The 23,233-nt window shown below is 65.4% G+C and carries 19 protein-coding genes; 8 read left to right on the plus strand and 11 right to left on the minus strand.

Annotated features, from left to right (window positions below):
* Positions 1 to 26: 26 nt before the first annotated feature.
* The 7 genes from RM463_RS04805 to RM463_RS04835 all read right to left on the minus strand — a co-directional run bounded on the left by RM463_RS04805 (position 27) and on the right by RM463_RS04835 (position 8,205).
* The gene (locus tag RM463_RS04805; RefSeq protein ID WP_311429202.1) at positions 27 to 1,217 is read right to left on the minus strand and encodes a cupin domain-containing protein; all 1,191 of its coding nucleotides are present in this window, start codon (positions 1,215 to 1,217) and stop codon (positions 27 to 29) included.
* Complete coding sequence (gene purB, locus RM463_RS04810; protein ID WP_311429589.1) at positions 1,214 to 2,578, minus strand: adenylosuccinate lyase; 1,365 nt, start codon at positions 2,576 to 2,578, stop codon at positions 1,214 to 1,216. Before purB ends, RM463_RS04805 begins: the two co-directional genes overlap by 4 nt.
* A gap of 68 nt (positions 2,579 to 2,646) precedes the next feature.
* Positions 2,647 to 3,288, minus strand: a complete 642-nt coding sequence (gene hflD, locus RM463_RS04815) for a high frequency lysogenization protein HflD (protein ID WP_195687925.1) — start codon at positions 3,286 to 3,288, stop codon at positions 2,647 to 2,649.
* A complete protein-coding gene (gene mnmA, locus RM463_RS04820; RefSeq protein WP_311429203.1) occupies positions 3,285 to 4,415 on the minus strand; it encodes a tRNA 2-thiouridine(34) synthase MnmA in 1,131 nt (376 codons plus the stop codon). Before mnmA ends, hflD begins: the two co-directional genes overlap by 4 nt.
* A gap of 283 nt (positions 4,416 to 4,698) precedes the next feature.
* Positions 4,699 to 5,148, minus strand: a complete 450-nt coding sequence (locus RM463_RS04825) for an NUDIX hydrolase (protein ID WP_311429204.1) — start codon at positions 5,146 to 5,148, stop codon at positions 4,699 to 4,701.
* Positions 5,145 to 5,801 carry a pseudouridine synthase gene (locus RM463_RS04830; protein ID WP_311429205.1) on the minus strand — a complete coding sequence of 219 codons (657 nt, stop codon included), beginning with the start codon at positions 5,799 to 5,801 and terminating at the stop codon, positions 5,145 to 5,147. Before RM463_RS04830 ends, RM463_RS04825 begins: the two co-directional genes overlap by 4 nt.
* A 166-nt stretch (positions 5,802 to 5,967) precedes the next feature.
* Complete coding sequence (locus RM463_RS04835) at positions 5,968 to 8,205, minus strand: NADP-dependent isocitrate dehydrogenase (protein ID WP_311429206.1); 2,238 nt, start codon at positions 8,203 to 8,205, stop codon at positions 5,968 to 5,970.
* A gap of 235 nt (positions 8,206 to 8,440) precedes the next feature.
* Between RM463_RS04835 and icd the strand changes: the two genes are divergently transcribed.
* The 3 genes from icd (at position 8,441) to clpA (ending at position 12,639) form a co-directional block, all read left to right on the plus strand.
* Positions 8,441 to 9,697 (plus strand): NADP-dependent isocitrate dehydrogenase, encoded by a 1,257-nt coding sequence (gene icd / locus RM463_RS04840; RefSeq protein ID WP_311429207.1) that lies wholly within the window; start codon positions 8,441 to 8,443, stop codon positions 9,695 to 9,697.
* A 173-nt stretch (positions 9,698 to 9,870) separates the two neighbouring features.
* Positions 9,871 to 10,221: an ATP-dependent Clp protease adapter ClpS gene (clpS, locus tag RM463_RS04845; RefSeq protein ID WP_195687939.1), complete on the plus strand. Its 351-nt coding sequence runs from the start codon at positions 9,871 to 9,873 to the stop codon at positions 10,219 to 10,221.
* A gap of 144 nt (positions 10,222 to 10,365) precedes the next feature.
* A complete protein-coding gene (clpA, locus tag RM463_RS04850) occupies positions 10,366 to 12,639 on the plus strand; it encodes an ATP-dependent Clp protease ATP-binding subunit ClpA (RefSeq protein WP_311429208.1) in 2,274 nt (757 codons plus the stop codon).
* A 115-nt stretch (positions 12,640 to 12,754) separates the two neighbouring features.
* Here the strand turns inward: clpA and infA are convergent, their stop codons facing one another.
* The 3 genes from infA to aat all read right to left on the minus strand — a co-directional run bounded on the left by infA (position 12,755) and on the right by aat (position 14,600).
* Entirely contained in the window at positions 12,755 to 12,973 is a 219-nt protein-coding gene (infA, locus tag RM463_RS04855; RefSeq protein ID WP_027961652.1) for a translation initiation factor IF-1, read from the minus strand.
* Between the two features lie 120 nt (positions 12,974 to 13,093).
* Complete coding sequence (locus RM463_RS04860) at positions 13,094 to 13,831, minus strand: arginyltransferase (protein ID WP_195687932.1); 738 nt, start codon at positions 13,829 to 13,831, stop codon at positions 13,094 to 13,096.
* A gap of 25 nt (positions 13,832 to 13,856) precedes the next feature.
* Positions 13,857 to 14,600, minus strand: coding sequence for a leucyl/phenylalanyl-tRNA--protein transferase (gene aat / locus RM463_RS04865; protein WP_311429209.1), 744 nt, complete (start codon positions 14,598 to 14,600; stop codon positions 13,857 to 13,859).
* Between the two features lie 164 nt (positions 14,601 to 14,764).
* On the opposite strand from aat, the gene RM463_RS04870 reads away from it, so the two are divergent.
* Both RM463_RS04870 and lolA read left to right on the plus strand, forming a co-directional pair.
* Positions 14,765 to 18,052 (plus strand): DNA translocase FtsK 4TM domain-containing protein, encoded by a 3,288-nt coding sequence (locus RM463_RS04870; RefSeq protein ID WP_311429210.1) that lies wholly within the window; start codon positions 14,765 to 14,767, stop codon positions 18,050 to 18,052.
* Positions 18,053 to 18,184: 132 nt separating this feature from the next.
* Positions 18,185 to 18,814 (plus strand): outer membrane lipoprotein chaperone LolA, encoded by a 630-nt coding sequence (gene lolA / locus RM463_RS04875; RefSeq protein WP_311429211.1) that lies wholly within the window; start codon positions 18,185 to 18,187, stop codon positions 18,812 to 18,814.
* 134 nt (positions 18,815 to 18,948) lie between these two features.
* On the opposite strand, the gene RM463_RS04880 is transcribed toward lolA, so the two are convergent.
* Positions 18,949 to 20,289 (minus strand): replication-associated recombination protein A, encoded by a 1,341-nt coding sequence (locus RM463_RS04880; RefSeq protein WP_311429212.1) that lies wholly within the window; start codon positions 20,287 to 20,289, stop codon positions 18,949 to 18,951.
* A gap of 166 nt (positions 20,290 to 20,455) precedes the next feature.
* On the opposite strand from RM463_RS04880, the gene RM463_RS04885 reads away from it, so the two are divergent.
* The 3 genes from RM463_RS04885 to trmA all read left to right on the plus strand — a co-directional run bounded on the left by RM463_RS04885 (position 20,456) and on the right by trmA (position 23,160).
* Positions 20,456 to 21,001 carry a hemerythrin domain-containing protein gene (locus tag RM463_RS04885; RefSeq protein ID WP_195689711.1) on the plus strand — a complete coding sequence of 182 codons (546 nt, stop codon included), beginning with the start codon at positions 20,456 to 20,458 and terminating at the stop codon, positions 20,999 to 21,001.
* 191 nt (positions 21,002 to 21,192) lie between these two features.
* Complete coding sequence (gene murI, locus RM463_RS04890) at positions 21,193 to 21,969, plus strand: glutamate racemase (protein ID WP_311429213.1); 777 nt, start codon at positions 21,193 to 21,195, stop codon at positions 21,967 to 21,969.
* Between the two features lie 63 nt (positions 21,970 to 22,032).
* Positions 22,033 to 23,160, plus strand: coding sequence for a tRNA (uridine(54)-C5)-methyltransferase TrmA (gene trmA / locus RM463_RS04895; RefSeq protein ID WP_311429214.1), 1,128 nt, complete (start codon positions 22,033 to 22,035; stop codon positions 23,158 to 23,160).
* Positions 23,161 to 23,233: the final 73 nt, after the last annotated feature.

The following is a 23,233-nucleotide window of genomic DNA, read 5'->3' on the forward strand; positions in this document are numbered from 1 at the left end:
CCTTGTGCCTTGTGGCTCCTTGAGCATTACTCCTCGAGCTCGCTTGCCCAGGCCAGGCTTCCGGCATCGAGGAGGGCGGCGAGGAGTATGGCGGCGCCTTCGTGAGCCAGGACCTCGGCATCCAGCGGCGCCTCCGAGGCGACCAGGCGGGCCAATGGAAGTTCACACTCGGCGCCGTCGCCGTCGGCGAACAGCGTGGCACGACCCTCGCCGAGGTCCCGCCAGGCCAGGCGTGATCCCGGGCTGCGCAGCAGCTCCTCGCCCTGCTGTAGTGCGGCGACAAGCTCGGCCGGGTCGGTGGGCTCCTCATTGGGCACCAGCTGATCGACATACTTCGGTTGGGTCATGACACGACCGAACCACTGGGCGATACGCGCGGGATCGTCCAGGGTGTCGAGGAGGAGATGGCGCATGCGCTCGATGGCGGCATCGTCGAGCTCGCCGGGATCATTGGGTGGCGTCATGCCGGCGTCGGAGTAGCGCAGCGAATCGGGGAGCTTGTCACCCAGGAAGTCGGCGAAGGAGGCCAGCGACTCGTCGGCCGAGGGGGCGCGGAAGCCCACCGAGAGGGTCAGGCAGTCGTCGGACTGGCTGACGCCATGGTGGGCCCAGCCCGGTGGCAGGTAGAGCATGTCGCCGGGCTCCAGCACCCAGTCATCGCCTGGTTCCACCGTGAAGTTCTCGAGAATGCGCAGATCGATGCCGGGGATGATGGAGGCATCGTCGGCGACCCGACCGCCCAGCTGCCAGCGGCGACGCCCCATGCCCTGAAGCAGGAAGACATCATACTGGTCGACGTGGGGGCCGACGCTACCGCCCGGCGGTGCGTAGCTGATCATGATGTCGTCGAGGCGCCAGCGGGGAAGGAAGGTGAAGCGCTCAAGCAGCTCCGCTACCTCGGGCACATAGTGGTCCACCGCCTGCACCAGCAGGCTCCAGTCGCGGTCGGGGAGAGCCGCGAAGGTCGCATCACTGAAGGGGCCATGAGTGACCCGCCAGGGGTGTGCCTGGCCCTGCTCGTCGCGGCCATGCTCCTCGACCAGACGGGCCTCGATGCCCTCCTCGCAGGCGAGCCCGGCCAGCTCGTCGGGCGAGAGCGGGCACTGAAAGTCGGGGAAGGCGCCGCGAATCAGCACCGGCTTCTGCTGCCAGTAGTCGCGCAGGAATTCGGCGCGGGTCAGATCGCCGAGCATGGTGAGCGGGGTCTCGGGGCTCATAGGCTTCTCGCCTGCTCGGCGGCATTGCCGATATAGGTGCCCGGGGTCAGCGCCTTGAGCTCGGCCTTCACGGGGGCGGGCAGCTCCAGTGTATCGATGAAGGCGGCGAAGCCGGCCTGGTCGATGCGCTTGCCGCGGGTCAGCTCCTTGAGCTTCTCGTAGGGCTTTTCGATGCCGTAGCGGCGCATCACCGTCTGGATCGGCTCGGCGAGCACCTCCCAGCTGGCATCGAGATCCTCGGCGAGGCGCGTCGGGTTGGCCTCGAGCTTGCCGATACCCTTGAGCGATGCCTCGTAGGCGATCAGGCCGTAGGCCAGGCCAACGCCAAGGTTCCTGAGTACCGTGGAGTCGGTGAGGTCGCGCTGCCAGCGCGAGATGGGCAGCTTCTGGGCCAGGTGGCCGAGAATCGCATTGGCGAGCCCGAGGTTACCTTCGGAGTTCTCGAAGTCGATGGGGTTGACCTTGTGGGGCATGGTCGAGGAGCCGATCTCGCCCTCGACGGTCTTCTGCTTGAAGTAGCCCAACGAGATATAGCCCCAGATGTCGCGATCGAAGTCGACAAGAATGGTGTTGAAGCGACACACCGCATCGAACAGCTCGGCGATGTAGTCGTGGGGTTCGATCTGGGTGGTGAAGGGGTTGAAGGTCAGCCCCAGGCCCTCGACGAAGGTGCGGGCGTTGGCCTGCCAGTCCACCTCGGGGTAGGTGGTCAGATGGGCGTTGTAGTTGCCCACCGCGCCGTTGATCTTGCCGAGGATCTCGACGCCTTCGATCTGCTTCAGCTGGCGGCGCAGGCGGTAGGCGACGTTGGCCATCTCCTTGCCCAGGGTGGTGGGGCTTGCCGTCTGGCCGTGGGTACGCGAGAGCATCGGCAGGTCGGCATGCTCATGCGCCAGGCGGGCGATCTGGTCGGCCACCTCGTGCATGGTCGGCAGCAGGGTCTCGAGGCCGTCGCTCAGCATCACCCCATGGGAGAGGTTGTTGATATCCTCGCTGGTACAGGCGAAGTGAACGAACTCGCTGACGGCGTGCAGCTCCGGCACCTCGGCGATACGCTCCTTCAGGAAGTACTCCACCGCCTTCACGTCGTGATTGGTGGTGCGCTCGATGGTCTTGATGCGCTCGGCATCCTCAACGGAGAAGTCGCGGATCAGCGCTTCGAGGAAGGCGGTGGCCTGGGCGGAGAGCGGCGGAACCTCGGTGATGCCGGGCTGTTCGGCCAGGCGCTGCAGCCAGCGGATCTCGACGATGACCCGAGCGCGGATCAGGCCGAACTCGCTGAAGTGTTCGCGCAGGCGCTCGGCCTTGGTGCCGTAACGGCCGTCGACGGGGGAGAGGGCGGTGAGAGCGGACAGGGGCAGCTGGGACTGGGCTTGCATGGGCATATTCCGATTCGTGAAGGCGTTGAGCATCGTAGGGGGTAGGCGGCTCAGGCGAGCCGGTCCAGGGATTTCTTCAGGGCGCCGCGCTGAACGATCAGCTTCCAGCGGCGGCCGCCCTGCTGGTGCCACAGCAGGGCGAAGCGGATGCCGGCCAGCAGGCAGGCGCGCACCCGCTCCGGCATCATGCGACTCTGCAGCAGCGAGGGGTCGCCCTGGACAACGATACGGGTCTTGAAGGTGGAGAGGGTCTCCTGGTAGGCCTCGCCGAGGCTGGCGATGACGTTCTCGTGGGTGTCGCCGAAGTGCTCGGCCTGGCCCTGGATACGGGTCAGCTTCTCGCCGAGGGCATCCATCATCGCCGTGTTCTGGCGCAGCTTGTTCATCAGCAGCAGCAGTGTGAAGCCATAGCGCAGAACCACCGGGTTGGCCTGCTTGCGGCCGACCACCCCTTCGAGCGCCTCGAGGCCACGACGCAGGTTGTTGGGGTGGCCGCCGTAGATCGCCTCGAAGCTGTCGGGGTTGGTGTCCAGGGTGGCGCGGATCAGGGTGTCCCAGGCGCGGGGGTCGACCTGACCGGTGCGTGCCAGCTCGTCGACCTGGCCGGCCGCCTGGAAGACCCCGGCCAGGGCCAGGGCCTGACGTGTCGTCGGGTCATTCGGAACGCGGTGGATCGGGGTGGAGGCGCTCATGAGGCCACCTCCGCGGCATTCCAGGCATCACGAATGACGCCACCACCGAGGCAGATCTCGCCATCGTAGAGGACCAGCGACTGCCCCGGCGTCACCGCGCGCTGGGGGTCATCGAATACCACCTCCACGCTGCCATCCTCCCGGCTCTGGAAGGTGCAGGGCACGTCGGCCTGACGATAGCGGGTCTTGGCGGTGAGCCGGCCCCTGGTTGCCGGTGCCACGCCGGCTACCCACTCCATGGGTTCGGTGGCCAGGGTGTCGGTGTAGAGCAGCGGATGATGCTTGCCCTGAACGGCTATCAGCACGTTGCGCTCAAGGTCCTTGGCGGCCACGTACCAGGGCGCGTCGGGGTGATTGGCCAGTCCGCCGATGCCAAGCCCCTGGCGCTGGCCGAGGGTGTAGTACATCAGGCCCATATGCTCGCCGATCACCTCGCCCTCCGGGGTCTCGATTACCCCAGGCTGCGCCGGCAGGTACTGCTGGAGGAAGTCGCGAAAGCGGCGTTCGCCGATAAAGCAGATGCCGGTCGAATCCTTCTTGCGTGCCGTGATCAGGTCGTGGCGCTCGGCGATGGCGCGCACCTCGGGCTTCGCAAGCTCACCCACCGGGAACAGGGTGCGGGCGATGGCGGCCTCGGGCACGGCGTGCAGGAAGTAGCTCTGATCCTTGTTGGGATCGAGCCCCTTGAGCAGCCGCGGCCGGTCGTCGCCGTCGAGATGACCGCGAACCTGCCCCTCACGAACATAGTGGCCGGTGGCGATCTTCTCGGCGCCCAGCATCTCGGCGTACTCCAGGAACACCTTGAACTTGATCTCGCGGTTGCAGAGGATGTCCGGATTGGGTGTCCGCCCGGCCTGGTACTCGGCCAGGAAGTGCTCGAAGACGTTGTCCCAGTACTCGGCGGCGAAGTTGGCGGTGTGCAGGAGGATGCCGAGTTTCTGGCACACGGCCTCGGCGTCCGCCAGGTCCTCCTTGGCGGTGCAGTATTCGGTACCGTCGTCCTCGTCCCAGTTCTTCATGAACAGGCCTTCGACCTGGTAGCCCTGCTCGAGCAGCAGCAGAGCCGATACGGAGGAGTCGACGCCGCCGGACATGCCGACGATCACCTTGTCTGGGGTGGCGGTCATGGGCGCCCTCGAAATCGGTGAGACATAAATGGGGCGAGATTATACCTGAATCGAGCGGGAAGCTCGAAGAGAGGCACTCGGCGCCAGGGATATCGCAGTCACCGAAAGCAAGGGGCGCTGGGGACAAGCCGAAGAGGAGGTCCGAGGACCAGGGACGGCCGAGGTAGCGTACAGGGAGGTATTTACAGCGCCTCCTCGTCGGTCCGGCGCCCCGGGGCTTGTCGCCAGATCAGCCCCGGCTACGGAGCTACCAAGCTAACTGCGATAGCCCTGACTCCGCGGGTCAGCGCTCGTGAATGACGTCCATCGGATAGAACTTGCCGGCCAGGGCGTCACGGATGCGCCGCAGTACCAGGGGGCTTCTGAGTCTTCCCTCGCGCTCCAGCGCCTCGATCTGCTCCAGGGTCAGCCAGTGCACGGCGAGGATGGCGGGGTCGGGCTCATGGCCCATGTATGCCAGTGCCATGCCCAGGAAGGCATGGCTGTGAAAGGTGAGGCCATCCGGGGTCTCGAGGATGTACATGCCCAGGTAGTCGCTGATGCCGACCCGCCAGGCGGTCTCTTCCTCCACCTCGCGCAGGGCGGCATCGCGAATGCGTTCACCGGGTTCCAGGTGGCCGGCGGGCTGGTTGAACAGCGTTTGAGGCCCGCCGCGATCCTCTTCCACCATCAGGAAGGCGCCGGCGCGTTCCACCACGCAGGCCACGGTCACATAGGGGTGCCAGCGGCTCATCGTCTGCCTCCTCGCTTGTCGCCGGGTCGCCGCCCGGGAGGTCCACCGCGTGGGTCGCGGGTTCGCCCATGGCGGTGTCGTTTTGCCGCTGCGGCTGGGGCATGTAACGTCTCGCGGCGCCACTCTCCCGGCGCCAGGTCATCGAGTCGCCAGGGACCGATGGCTACCCGAACCAGGCGCAGGGTGGGGTGGCCGACATGGGCCGTCATCCGGCGTACCTGCCGGTTGCGCCCCTCGTGGATGGTCAGTTCCAGCCAGGTCGTGACGGGGTGGCGCCTGGGGTCCAGCGGTGGATCGCGTTCGGCGAGTCCGCTCTCTGTCAGGCGACGAACCTTGGCGGGCAGCGTCATGCCGTCGCCGAGCTCGACGCCCTGGCGTAGCGCCTGCAGGGCCACATCACCGGGGTCACCCTCTACCTGCACGCGGTAGACCTTGGCCTGCTTGTGGCGTGGATGACTGATGCGGTGGATCAGCTCCCCATCGTCGCTGAGCAGCAGCAATCCCTCCGAATCGTGGTCGAGGCGGCCGGCGGGATAGATCCCGGGCACGTTGATCACGTCGGCCAGGGTGGCGCGACGCTCCCCCGACGGTGGAGCACGGTCGGTGAACTGCGAGAGCATGCGGTAGGGCTTGTGGAGCAGGTACAGGTTCATGGCAGCTCCTCTGAGGCCGAGTGCCTGATGCCGTGGTGACTGCTGCCATAACGCGACGGCTCCCCTCCACCGGAGGGCGGAAGGGAGCCGAAGCGTCATCCGCCCCATCCCTATAGGTTCGTACCGATAGATAGGATAGGGCGGCGAGTCACCGTGTGGCGGTGGCTCAGCCCTTGGCGACCATCGCCAGGGCCTCGTTCAGCGTCTTGCTGGGACGCATGACGGAGCGCGCCAGGTCGGCATCGGGGTGGTAGTAGCCCTTGATATCGACCGGCTGACCCTGCACACCGTTGAGCTCCTCGAGGATGGTCTCCTCGTTGGCCTTGAGGGTCTCGGCCAGGCGGCCGAAGAGCTCCTTGAGGCCGGCGTCCTGGTCCTGGGCGGCCAGGGCCTCGGCCCAGTACAGCGCCAGGTAGAAGTGGCTGCCGCGGTTGTCCAGTTCGCCCACCTTGCGCGAGGGTGACTTGTTGCTCTCGAGGAATTCACCGGTCGCCTTGTCCAGGGCATCGGCCAGCAGCGTCGCACGCTCGTTGCCGAACTGCTTGGCGAGGTGCTCCAGGGAGGCACACAGGGCAAGGAACTCGCCGAGGCTGTCCCAGCGCAGGTGGTTCTCCTCGAGGAGCTGCTGTACATGCTTCGGTGCGGAGCCGCCGGCGCCGGTCTCGAACAGGCCGCCACCCTCCATCAGAGGAACGATGGAGAGCATCTTGGCGCTGGTGCCGAGCTCGAGGATCGGGAAGAGGTCGGTCAGGTAGTCGCGCAGGATGTTGCCGGTCACCGAGATGGTGTCGAGGCCGCGAATGAGGCGCTCGAGGGTGTAGCGCATGGCGCGGACCTGGGACATGATCTGGATATCCAGACCCTCGGTGTCGTGCTCCGCGAGGTAGGTCCTGACCTTCTTGATCAGCTCGTTCTCGTGGGGACGATAGGGGTCGAGCCAGAAGACCGCCGGCATGCCGGAGTCACGGCAGCGCTCCACGGCGAGCTTGACCCAGTCACGGATCGGCGCATCCTTGACCTGGCACATGCGCCAGATGTCACCTTCTTCCACCTGCTGTGACAGCAGCACTTCGCCGGTCTCCAGGTCGGTGATGTTGGCGACGCCCGCCGCCGGGACCTCGAAGGTCTTGTCGTGGGAGCCATACTCCTCCGCCTTCTGGGCCATCAGGCCGACGTTGGGTACGGTGCCCATGGTGGCGGGGTCAAAGGCGCCATGCCACTTGCAGAAGTTGATCATCTCCTGGTAGATGCGGGCGAAGGTGGACTCAGGCATGACCGCCTTGACGTCCTTGAGGCGGCCGTCGGCGCCGTACATCTTGCCGCCGGCGCGGATCATGGCGGGCATCGAGGCATCGACGATCACGTCGCTGGGCGAGTGGAAGTTGGTGATGCCGCGTGCCGAGTCGACCATCGCAAGCTCGGGGCGCTCGTCGTGACAGGCGTGAAGGTCGCGGATGATCTCGTCGCGCTGGGCCTCGGGCAGGGTCTCGATCCTGTCGTAGAGGTTGGCCATGCCGTTGTTGACGTCGACGCCCAGCTTGTCGAACAGCTCACCGTGCTTCTCGAAGGCTTCCTTGTAGAACATCCGCACGCAGTGGCCGAACACGATGGGGTGCGAGACCTTCATCATGGTCGCCTTGACGTGCAGCGAGAACATCACGCCGGTCTTGCGCGCGTCCTCGATCTCCCGCTCGTAGAACGCGAGCAGCGCCTTCTTGCTCATGAACATGCTGTCGATGACCTCGCCCTCGAGCAGCGAGACGTGGGGCTTGAGCACGATGGTCTCGCCGCTCTCGGTGATCAGCTCCATCTTCACATCACGCGCACGGTCCAGCGTCATCGACTTCTCGCCATCGTAGAAGTCGCCTCCATGCATGTGCGAGACGTGGCTGCGCGAGGCCTGGCTCCACTCCCCCATATGGTGGGGGTACTTGCGGGCATACTCCTTGACCGCCTTGGGGGCACGACGGTCCGAGTTGCCCTCGCGCAGCACCGGGTTGACGGCACTGCCCATGACCCTGGCGTAGCGTGCCTTGATGTCCTGCTCTTCTTCGGTGCCGGGCTCGTCCGGGTAGTCCGGAAGGGCGTAGCCCTGGCTCTGCAGCTCCTTGATGGTGGCTCGGAGCTGGGGCATGGAGGCGCTGATGTTGGGCAGCTTGATGATGTTGGCTTCAGGAGTCTTGGCCAGGGCACCCAGTTCGGCCAGGTGATCCTCTACACGCTGGTCCTCTGCCAGGTAGTCGGGGAACTGGGAGAGAACGCGGGCGGCCAGGGAGATGTCGCGGGTTTCCACTTCGATGCCGGCGGCGTCCGTGTAGGCGTCGATGATCGGCAGCAGCGAGTGGGTCGCCAGCGCAGGCGCCTCGTCGGTGAACGTGTAGATAATCTTGGGCGTTTGGGACATAGGGCGTAGATCTCTCAGGTCACTGCGTTGGCGGGAAATGGGGGCATGCATTACAGGGCGCCCTCCAGTGAGGCCGGTACTCTATCATGATTGTCGACAAGTGTCCTGGCAGGCCCCAGGCCGTGCTTCGTCAACTCCCGGGGAGGGGGGGCTGACCGCACAGGCCCTATACGCCTTCCGGGAGGCTCGATGCTATACTGCGCTCTCCACTGAACCGACCAAGCGGGGAGTTCTCATGGAGTTTCAGAAGATTGTCTTGCCTGACGGTGGCCAGAAGATCACCGCCAATGCCGACAACAGCCTGAATGTACCGAACGAGCCGATCATCCCGTACATCGAGGGTGACGGCATCGGCGCCGACGTCACGCCGGCGATGATGATCGCCATCGATGCCGCCGTGCAGAAGGCCTACAGCGGTGAACGCAAGATTCACTGGATGGAGGTCTATGCCGGCGAGAAGGCCACCCGTGTCTATGATGCCGATACCTGGCTGCCGGAAGAGACGCTGGAAGCCGTCAAGGAGTATATCGTCTCCATCAAGGGGCCGCTGACGACTCCAGTGGGGGGCGGTATCCGCTCGTTGAACGTGGCGCTGCGCCAGAAGCTCGACCTCTACGTCTGTCAGCGACCGGTTCGCTGGTTCGAAGGGGTGCCGAGCCCGGTGAAGAAGCCGGGCGATGTCGACATGGTCATCTTCCGCGAGAATTCCGAGGACATCTACGCCGGCATCGAGTGGAAGGCCGGGTCGCCCGAGGCCGACAAGGTGATCAGGTTCCTGCGTGAGGAGATGGGGGTCACCAATATCCGTTTCCCGGAGGAGTGCGGCATCGGGGTCAAGCCGGTCTCTGTCGAAGGCACCAAGCGTCTGGTGCGTCAGGCCCTGCAGTACACCATCGACAATGATCGCGAGTCACTGACGCTGGTGCACAAGGGCAATATCATGAAATTCACCGAGGGCTCCTTCAAGGACTGGGGGTATGAGCTGGCCAGGGAGGAGTTCGGCGCCGAGCTGCTCGACGGCGGCCCCTGGATGACCATGAAGAACCCGAAGACCGGCAGGGATATCGTCATCAAGGACGTGATCGCCGATGCCATGCTGCAGCAGATCCTGCTGCGCCCTGCCGAGTACGATGTGATCGCGACCCTTAACCTCAACGGCGACTACCTCTCCGACGCCCTGGCGGCGGAGGTGGGCGGTATCGGCATCGCGCCGGGCGCCAACATCTCCGACACCACTGCCATGTTCGAGGCGACCCACGGCACCGCGCCGAAGTATGCCGGCCTGGACAAGGTCAACCCCGGATCGCTGATCCTCTCCGCGGAGATGATGTTGCGGCATATGGGCTGGGTCGAGGCCGCCGACCTGGTGCTCAAGGGCATGGAGAAGGCGATCGCCAGAGGTGAGGTGACCTATGATTTCCATCGTCTGATGGATGATGCCAAGCTTCTCAAGTGCTCCGAGTTCGGTCAGGCGGTCGCCGATAACATGTAAGGCGACCCTGCAAGGCTGGCCCCCGTCCGCCGCCTGGTGGGCGGGGGCTTTGCGTTGTGCCTGACGGCTCCAGGAGGCCGATGAACCCCGCCGGCGCGGCGACGTCCAATCGTCAGGACGTCCTGTCAGGTCCGGCACAGTCGAGACAAATGATGCCCCCTATGTTTGCGCAGATGTTGGCAGTAGGAGTGCACGGCGGCATGACCCGGCCGCCGGGTACCGACGAGGGTGGCGATCTGGCGGTGCAGACCGCCGATCCGCAACTGGCGACACCGCCGATGTACAAGGTGGTGTTGCACAACGATGATTTCACCCCCATGGAGTTCGTGGTGGAGGTACTGCAGTCGTTCTTCCATCTGGATAGTGAGAGCGCAGTGCAGGTGATGCTGACGGTCCATACTCAGGGCAAGGCCACCTGCGGCATCTTTACACGCGATATTGCCGAAACCAAAAGTCATCAAGTCAATCAATATGCTAGAGAGTGTCAGCATCCGCTGCTGTCGGATATAGAAGCGGCGGACTGACCACCCCGGACATGGTTGCGACGGGTGTGATACCGCCTGCCGTTGGTGAGCAAGCTTGCAACGGTGGCGATTGTGCCCGATGTTGATGATGCCGGACCGACAAAGATCCGACGCAATGCCCTGGGCGGCAAGAAGGGGACTGCCATGCTGAGCAAAGAACTTGAACTGACCCTGAACACGGCCTTCACCGTGGCGCGCTCGAAGCGCCACGAGTTCATGACCGTGGAGCACCTGCTGCTGGCGCTGCTCGACAACGCCTCGGCGGCCGACGTGCTGCGCGCCTGCGGGGCCAATCTCGACAAGCTGCGGTCCGACCTGCAGGACTTTATCAACTCCACGACGCCACTGATTCCCGAGGATCATGCCGACCGTGAGACCCAGCCGACGCTGGGCTTCCAGCGCGTGCTGCAGCGGGCGGTGTTCCACGTGCAATCCTCCGGCAAGAGCGAGGTGACCGGCGCCAACGTGCTGGTGGCGATCTTTTCCGAGCAGGAGAGCCAGGCGGTCTACTTCCTCAAGCAGCAGAATGTGGCGCGTGTCGACGCCGTCAATTATATCGCTCACGGCATCTCGAAGGTGTCCGGCCATGACCAGACCCCGTCGTCTTCCTCGCCGGAGTCCGAGGAGGCCGAGGAGGGTGGCGAGTCCGCTTCCAACCCATTGACCGACTATGCCACCAACCTCAATGAACAGGCCCGAATGGGCAAGATCGACCCGCTGATCGGTCGCGAGCACGAGCTGGAGAGGGTGGTCCAGATCCTTGCTCGGCGTCGCAAGAACAACCCGCTGCTGGTGGGGGAGGCGGGGGTAGGCAAGACCGCCATCGCCGAGGGGCTGGCCAAGCGAATCGTCGAGGAGGACGTGCCCGAGGTGATCGGTGACGCCGTGGTCTACTCCCTGGACATGGGAGCGCTGCTGGCTGGCACCAAGTATCGCGGCGATTTCGAGAAGCGCCTCAAGGCACTGCTCGCCGAGCTGCGCAAGCAGCCCAACGCCGTTCTCTTCATCGACGAGATTCACACCGTGATCGGTGCCGGTGCCGCCTCGGGCGGGGTGATGGATGCCTCCAACCTGCTCAAGCCGATGCTCTCCTCCGGTGAACTGCGATGCATCGGCTCCACCACCTTCCAGGAGTACCGTGGCATCTTCGAGAAGGATCGTGCCCTGGCCCGCCGCTTCCAGAAGGTGGATGTGCCGGCGCCCTCGGTGGAGGACACCATCCGCATCCTCAAGGGGCTGCGTTCGCGCTTCGAGGAGCATCACCAGCTCAAGTATACCGATGGTGCCCTGGAGAGTGCCGCGCGGCTGGCGGATCGCTATATCAATGACCGCCATCTGCCCGACAAGGCCATCGACGTGATCGACGAGGCGGGGGCTCATCAGCGCCTGCTGCCCCAGGAGGTGAGTGTCGACTGCATCGATACCGATCAGATCGAGGCGGTGGTGGCCTCCATTGCGCGGATTCCGCCGAAGAGTGTCTCCAGTTCCGACCGCAAGCTGCTGGCCAATATCGATCGTGACCTGAAGATGCTGGTGTTCGGCCAGGATGAGGCGATCGACAGCCTCGCCGCGGCGATCAAGCTGTCGCGGGCGGGTCTCAAGTCGCCCGACAAGCCGGTAGGCAGCTTCCTGTTCGCCGGGCCCACCGGCGTGGGCAAGACCGAGGTCGCTCGCCAGCTCTCGCATATCATGGGGATCGAGCTGGTGCGTTTCGACATGTCGGAGTACATGGAGCGCCACACCGTGTCACGGCTGATCGGCGCCCCGCCGGGCTATGTCGGTTACGACCAGGGTGGCTTGCTGACCGAGGCGATCACCAAGCAGCCGCACTGCGTGCTGCTGCTCGATGAGATCGAGAAGGCGCACCCCGAGGTCTTCAACCTTCTGCTCCAGGTGATGGACCATGGTCGGCTGACCGACAACAACGGCCGCGAGGCGGATTTCCGTCACGTTATCCTGATCATGACCTCCAACGCCGGGGTCGAGCAGGCTACCCGGCGCTCCATCGGCTTCCAGACCCAGGATCACTCGACCGACGCCATGGAGGTGATCCGCAAGACCTTCTCGCCGGAGTTCCGCAACCGTCTGGATGGCATCATCCAGTTCCACGCCCTGCCCACCTCAGTGGTGCGCAGTGTGGTCGACAAGTTCCTGGTGGAACTTCAGGCCCAGCTGGACGAGAAGCGTGTCCAGCTCGATGTGGACGAGGAGGCACGGGTGTGGCTGGCGGAGCGGGGCTACGACCCGGATATGGGGGCTCGTCCCATGGCACGCCTGATCCAGGAGAGGCTCAAGAAGCCACTGGCGGAGATGATCCTGTTTGGTGAGCTGTCCGAGCACGGTGGGCTGGTCCACGTCAGCGTGGAGCAGGGGGAGTTGCACCTCGATACCGAGTCGGAAATGGCCGACGCGCCATAGGCAGGATAGACAGGCGGGCTACAGCCCGCCGTTCGTCCACAACGCAGCGCCCTGTCGAGAGACGGGGCGTTGTCATGTCGGCGGCAGGGGAGGTCGAGTCGCTCGACCGCCGGTATCAGCGGGAGCGGTAGACGATGCGACCCTTGGTCAGGTCATAGGGAGTCAGCTCGACCTTGACCTTGTCGCCGGTGAGGATGCGGATGTAGTTCTTGCGCATCTTGCCGGAGATATGAGCGGTGACCACATGCCCGTTCTCGAGCTCGACGCGGAAGGTGGTGTTGGGAAGGGTATCGACGATCACGCCTTCCATCTCGATATGGTCTTCACGTGCCATATAGGCGATTCCTCGCTGTTGGTGGATCATGTCCCAGTGCCCCGGAGGGGCCATGGGAAAAGAATAGCGCGATATTGTGCCGCATGCCGGCCGGCAAGGCAAAGAAAGGGTCGTTAACCCTCAGCTGGGGATCAGCCGCTGCCAGCGACGCCCCTCCAGGCGTTCCAGCGGCTGGAAGGTTTGCTTGTAGGCCATCTTGCGGCACTCGCGAATCCAGTAACCCAGGTAGAGGTGGGGGAGTTCACGACGTCGGGCCAGTTCGACAAGGCACAGGACCGCATGGGTCCCCAGGGAGCGCCGCTCCAGCTCGGGGGCGGGGTCGAAGAAGGTATAGATCGCCGAGAGGCCATGCTCGAGCTGGTCGAAGGCCGCTACTGCTATCAGCCGCCCCGCCAGGCGGAACTCCAGCAGTCTGGCATAGGGCTGGTCGAGGGTCAGGAAGGTGCGATACTGCTCGTGGCTCGGCGGAAACATGTCGCCATCGGCATGACGCGTGCGGATGTAGTCGGCGTAGAGGGCATAGTGCTCGGGGTCGTAGATGGCCGGTCGCAGGTGGAGGCTCAGGTCATCATTGCGCCGCATCAGCCGCCGCTGGGTTCGGTTGGGCGCGAATTCCTCCACCGGAATGCGGACCGAGATGCAGGCGCTGCAGCCCTCGCAATGGGGGCGATAGAGGTGGCGCCCGCTGCGCCGGAAGCCGAGCAGTGCCAGTGCGTCGTATACGCCCTGGCCGGGGGACTCCTGTGGGTCCAGAAACAGCGTGGTTGCCTCGCGCCCCTCCAGATAGCTGCAGGCATGGGGCACGGTAAGGAAGAAACGCAGGTCCCGGGTCGGTTGTTGAGGGGTGTTGCTGCTCACGGCGGCTCTCCCAGGCGCTGGGCGGTCAGTCGGAATCGCTGGCAGGCCCGTCGAGTGCGGCGAAGGACCAGCAGGCGGGCATCCAGTGATCTGGCGAGGCAACATCGCTGTCGGGACTGCCCAGCCACTCTTCAAGATAGCCGATGAATGTTGCCCGAGCGATCTCACGGGCACCCAGTCTGGCCAGGTGGCGAGTATGCATCTGGCAGTCGATCAGTCGACCGCCGCCCGCGGACATCGCGTTGGCCAGCTTCACCAGGGCGACCTTGGAGGCGTCGGCCGTTCGCGAGAACATCGATTCGCCGAAGAACACCGGCCCCAGGCCGACACCATAGAGTCCGCCGACCAGGCTGTGGTCGCGCCACACTTCCACCGAATGAGCCGCGCCGATGGCGTGCAGGCGGGCATAGGCGGCACGCATCTCGTCGTCGATCCAGGTGCCTGGCAGCCCATCTCGAGGGGCTGCACAGGCCTCGATCACGGCGTCGAAGGCGTGGTTGGCGGTCACCGTGAAGCCGGCATTGCGTACCCGCTTGGCCAGGCTGCGAGATACCCGGATCTCGTCCGGAAACAGCACCATGCGCGGGTCCGGGCTCCACCAGAGGATAGGCTGATCGTCGCTATACCAGGGAAAGATGCCGTGTCGATAGGCGCACAGCAGCCACTCGGGAGCGAGGCTGCCGCCGGCTGCCAGCAGGCCGTCGGGATCGTCCAGCGCCTCGCTCACGGGGGGGAAGTGGACGGGAGAGGGGGGCAACCAGGGCAGCATGGGGTCGGCATCCTTGTGATCGAGTGGGCAGTGTGCCGCTCACGCCGGCACCGCTCAAGCCGGCACCTCGCGAGTTGAGCCCACTGTGATGCGGCGCCTTCGCTCGGTATGATTGGTGCCACGCATTCGCACGGCGCCAGGCGTGGCGCAAGGGGGATGATTCGTTGAGTGTCGAGAAGCAGACAGCGTCGCGGGTGGACCGCGCGACCAATGCCAGAGAATCGGCGAAGCGTTTCGGGGTGAAGCTGCAGGGGGTGGCGCGTGAGGGCGTGGTGATCGTGTTGCTGGCGGTCTGCGTGTTCCTGCTGCTGGCGCTGTTCAGCTATGAGGGCAGTGATCCCGGCTGGTCACGCAGCGGGCCCGAGGAGGGCGTCGTGAACTGGATGGGGCCGGTGGGTGCCTGGTTGTCCGACGTGCTCTACTCCCTGTTCGGCGTCAGCGCCCTGTGGTGGCCCGGCATGCTCGGTCTCGCCGCCTGGCGCCTGCTGCGCTCCCGGCAGGCACAGCTCGTCTGGGATGCCACCGCGCTGGCGGTTCGCGGCGGTGGATTGATCCTGCTGCTGCTGGGAACGACCACCCTGGGCGCTCTGCATTTCTATCGCCCGGAAGGTCCCTTGCCCTACTCCACGGGGGGGATCCTCGGCGAAGGGCTGGTGGGTGCGTTGCTGCCCATGGTGGGTGTCGGGGGCAGTGGCCTGCTGGCACTGGTGGCGCTGCTCTGCGGCTTTCCACTGTTCACTGGGCTCTCCTGGTTCAGCGTGATGGATGAGCTGGGGCGTGGGACCCTGCGCCTGTGGGCCTGGCTGGCAGAGCGGTTTGCCTTTACCCGCCAGGGCTCCTCTTCGCCAGGCAAGCCCGAGAAGGAGGTCGCGGCGAAGGACACGGCCGCTTCGGCATCCGATGCCAGTCCTGAGGTGGCGGATGGCAACGCCGAGCGAACGCGCTGGTGGCGCCGCTTGCTGCCGCTGTCGCCTGGTGGTCGAGCCGGTCCGGCCGTCGCCGCCACCTCGCGTCGTGAGCCCGGCTTGGGTGATGATGGCGGCACCGACATTCCCTGGGAGGTGCCCGAGCGGACACCATCGGCCAAGCAGCCCGGCGCCGCCTATACGGCACAGATCGCCACGCCCGCGAGGTCACGCGCCCCCGTGAGCCCTGCATCCGAGGCCCCTTCGCCTGAGCCTTCTTCATCAGGGCCCTCTTCATCTGAGCCCCTGAAATCCCGGCCCTCTTCTCCTGAACCCCATTCGTTCACCGCTTCCGAGGCGGCGAGTGTGGCGAGAAGCGTGCCGAAAACAGACGCCAGAAGTGAGCCGAAAGGCGTGCCGGAGAGCGTGCCCGAGCCCATGTTGCCCGAGGACGGGGAGCCGGCAAGGGCCTGGCAGGGGCCGGCCCTGAGGGCCAGTCGCACCGATGACACGACGCCTGGCGAGTCGGCTCCGGCAACCGAAGGGTCGACAGGAATGGGGCCGGAAAGCCATGATCCGAAAGGCCATGGTCAGAAGGTTCATGGCCCGGAAAACAGTCGACCGGCGGGCACGCCACACCGGCCCGTGCTAGAGAGCCATCAGCGGCGCGAGCCGGTGCTGAGCGGTGGTCATTTCGATGGCGACGGCACGGAGGATGATGAGCCGAGACTGACCTGGGACGAGCCGGCGGTAGCCGAAGAGCCTGGAGAGCGCGAGGACGCCAGGGCGCCTGTGGCGAGTGAGGGTGCCGCTGTCTCGCAGATGACCGAGATGTCGGCTGTGTCCCGGGGTGCAGCGGGTCCGCGCCAGGCAGCACAGCCACCCGAGCCAGAGCCGGCGAGCGGCGATGGTGAGCCGGAAGCGCCACGGGTAGCCACCGCGGAGCAGGCCAGGGATGCCGCCGAGGAGGAGGGCATGCGGCTGTGGACCGTGGAGCACCTGCAGAGCCAGCGCCCGGTGCTGGATGACCTGCCCGAGCCCGATGGTGATCTGCCCAGCCTGCGCCTGCTGACCCCCCCGGAGCCCCAGAAGCAGAACTATACCGTCGAGCAGCTGGAGGAAATGGCCGAACTCCTCGAGGTGAGGCTTCGCGAGTACGGGGTCAAGGCCGAGGTGGTGGAAACCTGGCCGGGGCCGGTAATCACGCGCTTCGAGATCAAGCCGGCCGCCGGAGTCAAGGTTTCCAAGATCAGCAATCTGGCCAAGGACCTGGCGCGCTCGCTGATGGTCAAGAGCGTGCGCGTGGTGGAGGTGATCCCCGGGCGGCCTACCGTCGGCATCGAGATCCCCAACCCCAATCGAGCGATGATTCGCCTGCGCGAGGTGATCGACTCCGATCGTTACCAGCAGGCCGACTCGGCGTTGACCCTGGCCCTGGGGCAGGATATCGGCGGCGGTCCGGTGGTGGCCAACCTGGGCAAGATGCCCCATCTGCTGGTGGCCGGTACCACCGGCTCGGGCAAGTCGGTGGGCGTCAACGCCATGTTGATCTCCATGCTGCTCAAGGCGACGCCCGAGGAGCTGCGCCTGATCATGGTCGACCCCAAGATGCTCGAGCTCTCGGTCTATGATGGCATTCCCCATCTGCTCGCCCCGGTGGTCACCGACATGAAGGAGGCCGCCAACGCCCTGCGCTGGTGCGTGGCCGAGATGGAGCGACGCTACAAGCTGATGGCCTCCATGGGGGTGCGCAATATCGCTGGCTTCAATGCCAAGCTCGACGAGGCGGAGCGGGCCGGTGCCCAGGTGGCGGACCCGCTGTGGGAGCCTCAGCCCTGGGAGATGCACGAGAGTCCACCGGTACTCGAGAAACTGCCCTATATCGTGGTGGTGATCGACGAGTTTGCCGACATGTTCATGATTGTCGGCAAGAAGGTCGAGGAGCTGATCGCACGGCTGGCCCAGAAGGCGCGCGCCGCCGGCATTCACCTGATACTCGCCACCCAGCGCCCCTCGGTGGATGTGGTCACCGGCCTGATCAAGGCCAACGTGCCGACGCGCATGGCCTTCCAGGTCTCCTCGCGGGTCGATTCGCGTACCATCCTCGACCAGGGGGGCGCCGAGAACCTGCTGGGCCATGGCGATATGCTCTATCTGCCGGCGGGCTCGGGCATGCCATCCCGTGTCCACGGCGCCTTCGTCGATGACGATGAGGTCCACCGGGTGGTGGAGGACTGGAAGCGTCGCGGCGAGCCCGTGTATATCGAAGAGATCCTCTCCGGTGGCGTCTCCGCCGACGCCCTGGCCGGCCTTGAGTCCGAAGGCGGCGACGGTGACGACGCCGAGCAGGATGCGCTCTACGACGAGGCGGTGGCCTTCGTCACCGATTCACGGCGCGCCTCCATCTCGGCGGTGCAGCGTCGCTTCAAGATCGGCTATAACCGTGCCGCTCGACTGGTGGAGGCGATGGAGATGGCCGGTGTGGTCTCCACCATGGGGACCAATGGTGCCCGAGAGGTGCTGGCGCCGCCGCCGGCGGGTGATTAATCAGTGTCTGCATATGGAGACGCTGGTATGACACCATGCAGCTACCGTGAAGGCGCCGCCGGGGAGGCAACCCGGCGGCATGCCTGCGGTCTCAATGACAGGAATTCACCGGCACCGTTCAGGGAGATGCCCATGACCGTCAAGAAGAGCCTCGCCACCCTCGTCGTTGGTCTCGCCATACCGCTATCGGCGCTGGCCAGCGAAGACGCCGAGCGTCTCAGTCGTATACTGGAGCCGATGCAGACCTATGCGGCCACCTTCGAGCAACAGATACTCGACGCCGGTGGTGAACGGCTCCAGGAGGCGCGCGGAAGCATGTGGCTGTCGCGACCCGGCAGGTTTCGCTGGGAGGTGGACGCTCCTTACCAGCAGCTGGTGGTCTCCGATGGGGACGACGTGGTGCTCTATGATCCCGACCTGGAGCAGGCCACCGTGCAGGCACTCGACCAGCGTGTGACCCACACCCCGGCGCTGCTGCTCTCCGGTAGCGCCGATGAGCTGGTCGAGAGCTTCAACGTCACGCGGAGCCAGCAGGGCAGCGCAGAGCGTTTCACCCTGCTGCCCAGGGATCCCGATACCCTGTTCGAGGAGCTGGAGATGACCTTCCGCGGCGAGCGTCTTGTCGGCCTGGAGATGACCGACAGCACGGGGCAGCGCACCGCCATTGCCTTTCGTGATGTGCGCATGAATCAGAGCATCGATGATGGCCGCTTCGCCTTCGAGATTCCCGACGGCACCGATGTGATTCGTGACACCCAGTAAAGCGCCGAGTTGAAAGCGCCACGCCGCCAAGTTGTCCGGTAGCGGATGACCATTATGCAGGCTCTGGATAAGCGCCCCGTCGGATCTCAGGTCCGGCGGGGCGCTGTTTTGGGCCAGGTTATTCTGCTTGGCGGCTAAGTATCGTCTTCGTCCACCTCGGCATCGAGCTGCTCCCGCCAGGCCATGATCTGCGCATAGCGCTTCTCCTGACCGTACTCGGTGGGCCGATAGAAGTGTTCGCGAGGCGTCGCATCCGGCCAGCAGTCGTGACTGCTGCCGGCGGGATAGCCGTGGGGTTCGTGGTGGGCATAGCGGTAGCCCTGTCCATGACCCAGGGACTCCATCAGCTTGGTGGGGGCGTTGCGCAGATAACTCGGCACCTCGAGCCGGGGCTGGCTGGCGGCAAAGGCCTTGGCCTGATGCCAGGCCCGGTCGATGGCGTTGCTCTTGGGGGCCACGGCGAGGTGGATGGCGGCATGGGCAATGGCCCGCTGCCCCTCGTAATCCCCCAGGCGCAGATAGGCGTCCCAGGCGGCCATGACCAGCGGCAGGGCGCGGGGGTCGGCGTTTCCCACATCCTCGGAGGCGATGGCGGTCAGCCGGCGGACCACATCAAGGGGGTCGCCGCCCCCCTGGATAAAGCGTGCCATGTAGAGCAGGGCGGCGTCCGGACGTGAGGAGCGCACCGACTTGTGGATCGCCGACAGCAGGTCGTAGAAGTGATCGCCCTGCTTGTCGAAGGCGCTTGCCTGGTGCCCCAGCACCGCTTCCAGTGCTTCCCGGCGAAGTATCTCGCTGCCCTCCGGGCCGGGCTCGGTAAAGTCGCAGGCGCTCTCCAGCAGCCCCAGGGCGCGGCGAGCGTCGCCCGCGGCGGAGCGGGCCAGCACCCTGAGTACATCGGGCTCGGGCCGGATTCGGCGTGCTCCCAGGCCCCTCTCCTCGTCGTCCAGGGCGCGCTGCAGCACCTCCACCAGCTCCTCTTCGGAGAGTGACGTCAGGACGTGTACCCGGGCCCGGGAGAGCAGGGCCGAGTTGACCTCGAAGGAGGGGTTTTCCGTCGTGGCGCCGATCAGCGTCAGCAGTCCCGACTCCACGTGAGGCAGCAGTGCATCCTGCTGGCTCTTGTTGAGACGGTGGATCTCGTCGAGGAACAGCAGGGTCGCCAGCCCCTGTGCCTGGCGAGCCTGGGCGCGCTCCACTACGGCCCGGATCTCCTTGACGCCAGCCATCACCGCGGAGAGGTGCTCCAGATCGGCACCCGACTCGACGGCCAGGATCTCCGCCAGGGTGGTCTTGCCGGTGCCTGGCGGCCCCCACAGGATCATCGAGCGCACAAGGCCACTCTCGGCCATGCGTCGCAGTGGCTTGCCGGGGCCCACCAGGGCCTGCTGGCCTACATAGTCGGCGAGGCCGCGCGGGCGCATGCGCCAGGCGAGGGGGGCGTCGTCGTCGCGGTCGCTTGCGAAGAGGTCCATGGCGTCTCCTTGCGTTGATGGGGAGGGGGCAGGTCGGCGTCACTCCTGCTAGAGTGGGGTTGCGTTGTGAGCGCCGTGGGGGCCTCGAGATGAACTCAGTCCCGAATGGCGTATCCAAGGGAGAGTGCCTTCTCCCATGCTTCCTTCAGGAGGGCCCGACATGCCAATGCTGCCCCAGTTGCGTCAGGATCATGCCAATATGGCGCGCATGTTGCACGTTCTGCAGCTCAAGCAGAAGACCCTGGCTGCCGGCGAGCGTCCCAACTTCCAGCTGGTGCGCGAGGTCGTAGACTATATCCTCGATTACCAGGAGGGCTTCACCCAGCCTCTCGAAAAGGTCTGTACCGAGCGACTCATGGAGCTGGTTCCTTCCAGTGTCGAGGTCACCGAGCGCCTGGCTCGGGACTACCGGGCGCTGCAATCGCGGCTCAAGCGACTTTCCAACGATATCGACATGATCCTGATGGATGCCGTGGTGCCCATGGAGCACTTCGCCGAGGATCTCAATGCCTACCTGAAGAGCCACCGTGCCTATCTGAGAGATGAGCGCGAGCTGCTGTTCCCGCTGATTCGGGAGAACTTCGATGATGCGGACCTCGAGGCCCTGGCGGCGGCGCTGCCCGAAGGCGCCCAGGCACAGGTCAAGCGCCTGGAGGAGGCCTATCCCGAGCTGTATGCCGAGCTGCGCGATGCTCCCGAGCCGGTGACCTGAATCTGGACTTCCCCTCGATAGGCCGGCCCTTGATAGGCCGGTGCTTCGGCTCATCCCCGCTGTGAGGTAGATGTGAGGTAGAATGGCCGGCATTTCAGCGGCCACACCCTTGCCATGCCCAGCCTGTTCCTGATATTCCCGCCATTACTTCGCTCCTGTTGTTTCCCTCCCGGGCCACGGGGGGACGGGTGATGGCGGGACCGATCCTGGTGTTCGACTCTGGCGTGGGCGGACTCTCGGTCGTGGCCGCGTTGCGTGCGCGGTTGCCCCACGCGGCCCTGGCCTACGCCTGTGACAACGCCATGCTGCCTTATGGGCGCCGTCAGGATGCCTGGCTCGTGGAGCGTATCCTGACGGTGTGCGAGGCGGCCGTGGCGGCCAGTCGCTGTGCGGCGCTGGTGGTGGCCTGCAATACCGCCAGCACCCTGGCGCTGGATGCCCTGCGCGAACGCCTGAGGGTGCCGGTGGTGGGTACGGTACCGGCCATCAAGCCGGCAGCCATGAGCAGCCGAAGTCGCCATATCGGGCTGTTGGCGACCAGTGCCACGGTAGCGCGCCCCTATACACTACGCCTGATCGAAACCTTCGCCGCTGACTGTCGCGTCAGGCGAGTCGCGGCCGACCCCCTGGTGCGCGAGGCGGAGCGGCGCCTGGCCGGAGAGTTGCCCGACAGCGCAGTGATCGCCTCGGCCCTGGCCCCCCTGTGGGAGGAGCCCGAGCTCGATACCGTGGTGCTGGGCTGCACCCACTTCCCACTGCTGCGCGATCTCCTGTCGGCCGCCGCACCGCGTGCGGTGACCTGGGTCGACTCCAGCGATGCCATCGCGCGGCGCACCGCCCAGGTGGCATCGGGCGTGGCACTCGGGGCTGGCCCGGGGCAGAGCTTTGCCAGTGCCCCCGATGCGCCGCTGGCCGGGGTCCTGTCGCGCTTCGGTTTCAGCGGCCCGCGGCCGCTCGCGCTGGGCTGATCATCCACGCCCAAAACGTCTATCCCTTTCACTCATTTACATTCCTACTTATCTGGAGGCTTCGTGGCCATTCCTGTCGTCGACCCCGACCGCTACGACCAGCAGCTCGAAGCGAAGCGCGAGCGTATCGTCCGAGACTTTTCCCGCTTCGCGCCGCCGGCACTCGAGGTCTACCCTTCGCCGCCGAGCCACTATCGTCAGCGCTGCGAGTTTCGCATCTGGCACGAGGGCGATGACCTCTTCTACGCCATGTTCGAAATTCAAGCGTCCGAGGAGGACACCGAGGACCCCAAGAAAAAGAAGAAGACGGTCATCCGCCTGGATGACTACCCGGTCGCCAGCCGGCAGATCAACGACCTCATGCCGCGCCTGCTCGATGCCATTCGCGACAACGACACGCTGCGCCGCCGGCTGTTTCAGGTCGAGTTCCTCACCACCCTCTCCGGCGAGGCGCTGGTGACCCTGATCTACCATCGCCAGCTGGACGACGCCTGGGAGGCCGAGGCGCGTAGCCTGCAGGAGCGCCTCGGGGTGATGATCATCGGTCGTGCCCGCAAGCAGCGCTGGGTGCTTGAGCGTGATCATGTCTGGGAGCGTCTCGAGGTGGAGGGGCGTGAGTTCGTCTATCAGCAGGTAGAGAACAGCTTTACCCAGCCCAATGCCCAGATCTGCCGCTCGATGCTGGCCTGGGCGCGGGACGTGACGCGGGGCAGCGAGTCTGCAGACCTGGTGGAGCTCTACTGCGGCAACGGCAACTTCACGGTAGCGCTGGCCAAGAACTTCCGGCGCGTGCTGGCCACTGAGATCTCGCGCACCTCGGTCGCCAGCGCCAGGCAGAACCTGGCCGCCAACGGCATCGACAACGTCACCGTGGGGCGCATGTCGGCCGAGGAGTTCGCCGCGGCCTTGAAGGGAGAGAAGGGGGGGCGCCGGGTCGCCGAGTGGGCGCTAGATGACTATGCCTTCAGCACCGTGCTGGTGGATCCGCCTCGCGCCGGTCTCGATGATGCCAGCTGCCGCCAGCTGAGCGGTTATTCGCGTATCGTCTATATTTCATGCAATCCGGAGACACTGGCGAGCAATCTGGAGTGCCTGACCGAGACCCATCGCATCACGCGCTTCGCGCTGTTCGACCAGTTTCCCTGGACCCACCACTGCGAGTGCGGTGTGCTGCTCGAGCGACGCGACTGACGAACTCGTGACACCTCAGCGTAATGCATTTTCGACATGCTCCATGAGCAGATCATCAAGTGACTAGGTCGCA

Source organism: Halomonas sp. LES1, assembly GCF_031846005.1.
Taxonomy (GTDB): Bacteria; Pseudomonadota; Gammaproteobacteria; order Pseudomonadales; family Halomonadaceae; genus Halomonas.

Excerpts from the sequence above, each read along its gene's own strand:
- RM463_RS04805 (WP_311429202.1), bottom strand. The coding sequence starts at position 1,217 with ATGAGCCCCGAGACCCCGCTCACCATGCTCGGCGATCTGACCCGCGCC.
- hflD (WP_195687925.1), bottom strand. The coding sequence starts at position 3,288 with ATGAGCGCCTCCACCCCGATCCACCGCGTTCCGAATGACCCGACGACA.
- mnmA (WP_311429203.1), bottom strand. The coding sequence starts at position 4,415 with ATGACCGCCACCCCAGACAAGGTGATCGTCGGCATGTCCGGCGGCGTC.
- RM463_RS04825 (WP_311429204.1), bottom strand. The coding sequence starts at position 5,148 with ATGAGCCGCTGGCACCCCTATGTGACCGTGGCCTGCGTGGTGGAACGC.
- RM463_RS04830 (WP_311429205.1), bottom strand. The coding sequence starts at position 5,801 with ATGAACCTGTACCTGCTCCACAAGCCCTACCGCATGCTCTCGCAGTTC.
- RM463_RS04835 (WP_311429206.1), bottom strand. The coding sequence starts at position 8,205 with ATGTCCCAAACGCCCAAGATTATCTACACGTTCACCGACGAGGCGCCT.
- icd (WP_311429207.1), top strand. The coding sequence starts at position 8,441 with ATGGAGTTTCAGAAGATTGTCTTGCCTGACGGTGGCCAGAAGATCACC.
- clpS (WP_195687939.1), top strand. The coding sequence starts at position 9,871 with ATGTTGGCAGTAGGAGTGCACGGCGGCATGACCCGGCCGCCGGGTACC.
- clpA (WP_311429208.1), top strand. The coding sequence starts at position 10,366 with ATGCTGAGCAAAGAACTTGAACTGACCCTGAACACGGCCTTCACCGTG.
- infA (WP_027961652.1), bottom strand. The coding sequence starts at position 12,973 with ATGGCACGTGAAGACCATATCGAGATGGAAGGCGTGATCGTCGATACC.
- aat (WP_311429209.1), bottom strand. The coding sequence starts at position 14,600 with ATGCTGCCCTGGTTGCCCCCCTCTCCCGTCCACTTCCCCCCCGTGAGC.
- lolA (WP_311429211.1), top strand. The coding sequence starts at position 18,185 with ATGACCGTCAAGAAGAGCCTCGCCACCCTCGTCGTTGGTCTCGCCATA.
- RM463_RS04880 (WP_311429212.1), bottom strand. The coding sequence starts at position 20,289 with ATGGACCTCTTCGCAAGCGACCGCGACGACGACGCCCCCCTCGCCTGG.
- RM463_RS04885 (WP_195689711.1), top strand. The coding sequence starts at position 20,456 with ATGCTGCCCCAGTTGCGTCAGGATCATGCCAATATGGCGCGCATGTTG.
- murI (WP_311429213.1), top strand. The coding sequence starts at position 21,193 with ATGGCGGGACCGATCCTGGTGTTCGACTCTGGCGTGGGCGGACTCTCG.